This window comes from Polaromonas sp. P1_G2, from assembly GCF_056405515.1.
Genome location: NZ_JBFUBY010000275.1, coordinates 1 through 5,392 on the forward strand (window position 1 = coordinate 1; position 5,392 = coordinate 5,392).

The 5,392-nt window shown below is 67.3% G+C and carries 5 protein-coding genes; 4 read left to right on the forward strand and 1 reads right to left on the reverse strand.

Annotated elements, in window-relative coordinates:
- The 3 genes from AC1D0P_RS21175 to AC1D0P_RS21185 form a co-directional block, all read left to right on the forward strand.
- Nucleotides 1-603: vitamin B12 dependent-methionine synthase activation domain-containing protein (locus tag AC1D0P_RS21175; RefSeq protein WP_477678552.1), on the forward strand; the 603-nt coding region annotated here is incomplete at its 5' end.
- A gap of 175 nt (nt 604-778) precedes the next feature.
- A complete protein-coding gene (locus AC1D0P_RS21180; RefSeq protein WP_477678553.1) occupies nt 779-1,588 on the forward strand; it encodes a glycine zipper 2TM domain-containing protein in 810 nt (269 codons plus the stop codon).
- A 190-nt stretch (nt 1,589-1,778) separates the two neighbouring features.
- Nucleotides 1,779-3,101 carry an HdeD family acid-resistance protein gene (locus tag AC1D0P_RS21185; protein WP_477678554.1) on the forward strand — a complete coding sequence of 441 codons (1,323 nt, stop codon included), beginning with the start codon at nt 1,779-1,781 and terminating at the stop codon, nt 3,099-3,101.
- 16 nt (nt 3,102-3,117) lie between these two features.
- Here AC1D0P_RS21185 and AC1D0P_RS21190 read toward each other — a convergent pair whose 3' ends face one another.
- A complete protein-coding gene (locus AC1D0P_RS21190) occupies nt 3,118-4,662 on the reverse strand; it encodes a YifB family Mg chelatase-like AAA ATPase (protein WP_477678555.1) in 1,545 nt (514 codons plus the stop codon).
- A 309-nt stretch (nt 4,663-4,971) separates the two neighbouring features.
- Here AC1D0P_RS21190 and glnK point away from each other — a divergent pair, with 309 nt between their 5' ends.
- The gene (gene glnK / locus AC1D0P_RS21195; RefSeq protein ID WP_007873831.1) at nt 4,972-5,310 is read left to right on the forward strand and encodes a P-II family nitrogen regulator; all 339 of its coding nucleotides are present in this window, start codon (nt 4,972-4,974) and stop codon (nt 5,308-5,310) included.
- Nucleotides 5,311-5,392: the final 82 nt, after the last annotated feature.

Sequence of the window (5,392 nt, forward strand, 5' to 3'; positions counted from 1 at the left end):
ACCTGGTACGGCCTGCGCCAGCAGACCGAAAAAACTGCGATTGACGGCGTGATGCGGCCCAGCCGCTGCCTGGCCGACTTCGTCGCGCCCAAGGGTGTTGCCGACTACATCGGCGTCTTCGCCGTGACGGCCGGCATAGGCGCCGAGAAGAAAGAGAAATACTTCCTCGACGACCACGACGACTACTCGTCCATCATGCTCAAGGCCCTGGCCGACCGCCTGGCCGAGGCCTTCGCCGAAAGCCTGCACCAGCGCGTGCGCAAGGACCTGTGGGGTTATGTGCCGGCCGAATCGCTGGACAGCGAAGCGCTGATCGCCGAAAAATACCAGGGCATACGCCCGGCCCCCGGCTACCCGGCCTGCCCCGACCACAGCGTCAAGAAAGAGATGTTCGAGCTGCTCAAGGCCGGCGAGATCGGCATGGCGTTGACCGAAAGCCTGGCCATGACGCCGGCCGCCAGCGTCAGCGGCTTCTACCTGAGCCACCCGCAGAGCACTTACTTCAACGTCGGCAAGATTGGCGACGACCAGCTGCAGGACCTGGCGCAGCGGCGCGGCCTGAAGGCGGCTGAGTTGCAGCGCTTGCTGGCGCCCAACCTGTAGGCTCCGGGCTTACCGCTCTCCTTCGCATTTACCGCAGCTTTGCCGGAAAATAGGCGGCGTTTACATAAATACACCGCTCCCTGCAAAAGCGTGTTTACCTTCACGGCATGCGAAACGTTGAACAGGCACTGCGCAACGTTGAGCCAGCGATTTGATTTCACCAGAGGGAATTGTCATGAACACATCCACCGAAACTCTCCAGCCCGGCCAGCAGGCCTCGTCGGCCAGCAAGCCCTTGTGGGCCGCCGTCGGCATCCTGGGCGTCGCCGTCCTGGCCATGGGCGGCACCATGATTTACCAGATGCGAAACCCGCCCGTCGCCGCGCCCGTGGCGCTGGCTGCGCCGCAGCAGGCACCGGTGGCTCCGGCRGTCGCGCCGCCCGTGGCCGCAGCCGCCACCGCGGCCGACGACCTGGCTGAAAAGCCCGCCGCGGCCCCCGCCAAGCCCGCGCCCGTGCCTGCCAAAAAAGTCGCCAAACCCACGCCTAAACCGGCGCCCGCGCCCAGCTACGCCGGCATTTCGCCCGCTCCCGGCCCCACGCCCGCACCGGTTGTTGTGGCGCAGGTCTGCCATGTGTGCGGCGCCGTTGAATCGGTCACGCCCGTTGAACGCTCCACCAAGCCCGCAGGTGTCGGCGCGGGCGCCGTTGCCGGTGGCGTGCTGGGCGCCGTGCTCGGTAACCAGGTCGGCCATGGCGGCGGCCGCACCGCGGCCACCATCCTGGGCGCCGTCGGCGGCGGTTTTGCCGGCAACGCGATTGAAGGGCATATGCGCAAGGAAACCGTCTACCAGGTCGGCGTGCGCATGGAAGACGGCTCGCAGCGCCTGGTGGAAGTGGCGCGCGCGCCCAGCGTGGGCAGCCGCGTGACGGTGGAAGGCAATGTGCTGCGCACCGGCGRCGGCGCCACCTACGGTCCCAAGCCGGCGCCCGCGCCCGTGGCCGCACAGCCTGCCGCCGAGCCTTCTCCGTACTACAACCGCTGACCGGTCCGGCCGGCATGGCTCCAAGCGCCCCGCAACGCCAGGTTGCGGGGCTTTTTTACGTCCGCCGCCCGGGGGCGCGGCGCTATGATGGCCCGGCTTATGACAGGGGGTAGTGGACTTCGCGCCATTGAAGTGAGTTGAAATAAAGCCAGCCCCTCCGGCCGCCTCGCGGCAGCACAACGGCAGAAACATGTTCAGACTTGCGTTGATTCTTTTTGGCGGCGATGCGCTGGTCGGGCGCTGGAAAATTTTCATGGCGGCCGGCGTGCTGGCCGCGCTCTTCGGCGCCGTTCTGCTGGTCGACCTGGTGGACGGCGTGGCCGACGTCGCCACCTGGGTGCTGGGCGCGGTGCTGCTGGCCCAGGGGCTTGTCGAGATGGTGGTGGGTGCAACCCACGCGCGAATGCGGCGCCGTTTCGAGCTGCTGCGCGGCGCGGCCATGGTGGTGTGTGCCTGCCTGGTGCTGGACTTCCCCTGGGACAACGCGATCGCCGCCGGCATCCTGTTTGGCGCCGCTTTCACCTTCAACGGCTTGATCCGCATCGTCTCCAGCTGGTTGATTCGCTACCCGAGCTGGCGCAAGTCCAACCTGACAGGCTGGGCTTACCTGCTGCTGGCGCTGTTGCTGTTCACCGACTGGCCCGTGCCCTCCAGCATGAACGTGTCGCTGTGCACCGGCCTGGCGCTGGGCGTCGGCGGCTATGTCCTGATGCGCGGCGCCTGGCGGCTCAGGCGCCTGCCGCGCGGCTCCCGGCTGGCGGCCGTTGAGCTTTACAGCGGCACCCGGGTGCTGCCACCCGATGCGGCGCCGGCCACCCCCGAGGTGCTGGCCGCGAACGCCGCCGCCGGCCACATGATCGTGCATGTCTGGACGGCGGTCGACGGGGTCGACGACAAGCAGGACCGCATACGCCTTCCGCTGATCGAGCGCTACATCGCCTCCATGACCAAGAAGGGCCGCGTCTCAACCGGCCATATCGCGCTGGAATGTGATGACGGCCTGTACATCAGCCACCACCCGCGGGTCCGCCTGGCCATCACGCAGGCCAACCTGGTCGGCCACCTGCGCGCCACTTCGGGCAACGACCATCCCGGCGTCTGGCTGCCGGCCTATGCCGAAGAAGCCGCGGCGACCCGGCCTTCCACCCACAAGCTGCATTTTCGCGTCTACAACAGAAGCTACCTCCAGGCCTTCTGGGACGTCTACCACCGGGACGACACCTACAACCTCACCAGCCGCAATTGTTCCGTCGTGGTGACGCAGGCCGTGGACGCGGCCATGGAAGGCGTCTTTGCCGGCAAACCTTTCTGGCGCACACTTCTTCGGCTGGCATTGCACCCCGACGTGTGGATGGCCGGCAGCGCGCGCGTGCGCGCTGAAGCCATGGCCTGGACGCCGGGGTTGGCGCTTGATTACGTGAGCGCCGTGCGGCGCATCACCCACCCGCGCCACGACCTAAAGGTGCATCTGTCGCGCTGGTGGAAAACCCGCAAAGCGCGCAGGCCGCTCTAACTGAAAAACGCCAGTATTACTGGGCGGCCTTCAGCGCCCGGCGGTATTGCACCGCCTCCGCTACATGCACCGTCTGCACGGCCTGTGCGCCGGCCAGGTCGGCGATGGTTCGGGCCACTTTCAGGCAGCGGTGGATGCCGCGTCCCGACCAGCCCAGCCGGGCGGCCGCGGTGTTGAGGAATTTCGCGGCCGTATCGTCGAGCTGGCATTGCGCGTCTATGGCGCGGCCTTCCAGCGCCTGGTTGGTGCAGCCTTGCCGGGCCGTGGCGCGGTCGCGGGCCGCGACGACACGAAGCCGGATGTCGGCCGTGGCCTCGCCGGGCGGGGCGTTCACCAGTTCATCGGCCGCCAGCGCGCCGACTTCCACATGCAGGTCTATGCGGTCCAGCAGCGGGCCGCTGAGTTTGCCCTGGTAGCGCGCCACCAGCTCGGGCGAGCAGCGGCAGGTCCGCAAGCTGGAGCCGAGGTAGCCGCAAGGGCAGGGGTTCATGGCCGCGACCAGCTGGAAACGGGCCGGGAATTCGGCGCGCTGGGCGGCCCGCGAGATGGTGATGCTGCCGGATTCCAGCGGCTCGCGCAGCGCCTCGAGCGCCGCGCGCGGGAACTCGGGCAGCTCGTCGAGGAAGAGCACGCCGCGGTGCGCCAGCGAGATTTCGCCGGGCCGGGGCGGTGAGCCGCCGCCGACCAGCGCCACGGCGCTGGCGGTATGGTGCGGCGCGCAGGTCGGGCGTTGCGCCCACTTGTCCAGCGAGAAGCGGCCGCCCAAAGAGGCCACGGCCGCGCTTTCAAGCGCCTCCTCGGTGGTCATGGCCGGCAGCAGGCCGGCAAAGCGCTGGGCCAGCATCGATTTGCCGGAACCGGGCGCCCCCATCATCAGCACGCTGTGTCCGCCGGCCGCCGCGATCTCCAGCGCGCGCCGTGCCGCTGCCTGGCCTTTTACGTCGGCCAGGTCCAGGTAGGCCGATGGCGCGGGCAGCGCCAACGGTTTCACTTGCGCCCAGCCGTCCAGCGCTTCGACGGCGGCGTCTCCCGGCAAGAACTGCCTGACGACGTCGAGCAAATGGTGCGCCCGGAAAATCTCCGCGCCCGGAACCAGGGCTGCCTCCTGGGCGCTGGCGTCGGGCAGGACGAGCTTGGGCAAGGCGCCCGCGGCGGCGCGCTCGGTGCGCGCCAGCGCCAGGCTCATGGCGAGCGCGCCGCGCACCGGCCGCAGGTCGCCGCCCAGGGAGAGCTCGCCGGCGAATTCATACCCTTCGAGCTTGCGGGCGTCGACCTGGCTGCTGGCCGCGAGTATGCCCAGCGCGATCGGCAGGTCGAAGCGGCCGGAATCCTTGGGCAGGTCGGCCGGCGCGAGGTTGACGGTGATTCTTTTATTGGCCGGAAACTCCAGGCCGGTGTTCTGGATGGCCGAGCGCACGCGCTCCCGGGCCTCCTTGACCTCGGTCTCCGCCAGGCCGACCAGCGTGAAGCTGGGCAGGCCGTTGGCCAGGTGGACCTCGACGCAGACCGGCCGCGCCTCCAGCCCCAACAAGGCGCGGCTGTGCACTAAAGACAAGCTCATGAAGCAACTCCCCTGTTTTGCCCCAAAGTTGTGCGCGACATGCGCCCCAATTTGGTGCTCATTGTTTGCCTGGATTCTAGAACGCCCACTGCCTCGGGTGGAAAACAGGCTGGCTTACGGTCCATAAGGCAGGCTGCTTTGGCACGGTACGTGCTATTGAACCCTGCGGAATCTGAAGACCTGTTGTGGCAACCCTCGGAATCCCTGAACCGGAGCGCTCCGATCTTCATGCGCCCAGAAAACCTGTAGAGCAGCCGGGGCGGTGCACCGAGGGGCCGCTTCCTTATTCATCCTTGGAGGAAACCTGAAATGAAACTCGTAACGGCCATCATCAAACCGTTCAAGCTGGACGAAGTGCGCGAGGCGCTGTCCGGCATTGGCGTGCAAGGCATCACCGTGACCGAAGTCAAGGGCTTCGGCCGCCAGAAAGGGCATACCGAGCTGTACCGCGGCGCGGAATATGTCGTCGACTTCCTGCCCAAGGTCAAGATCGAGGCGGCTGTGTCCGACGACCTGGTCGACCGCGTGATCGAAGCGGTGGAGGGCGCCGCCCGCACCGGCAAGATCGGCGACGGCAAGGTCTTTGTCTACAACCTCGAGCAGGTCGTGCGCATCCGCACCGGTGAAACCGGCAAGGAAGCGCTGTAAGCGCTCAACCCAAATATAAAGAGAACATAGACATGAAAAAACTACTTGCCTCCCTTGTACTGGGACTGAGCCTGCTCACAAC

Bases quoted from the DNA above. Each gene is read 5' to 3' on its own strand.
- AC1D0P_RS21185 (WP_477678554.1), top strand. From the start codon at position 1,779: ATGTTCAGACTTGCGTTGATTCTTTTTGGCGGCGATGCGCTGGTCGGG.
- glnK (WP_007873831.1), top strand. From the start codon at position 4,972: ATGAAACTCGTAACGGCCATCATCAAACCGTTCAAGCTGGACGAAGTG.
- AC1D0P_RS21190 (WP_477678555.1), bottom strand. From the start codon at position 4,662: ATGAGCTTGTCTTTAGTGCACAGCCGCGCCTTGTTGGGGCTGGAGGCG.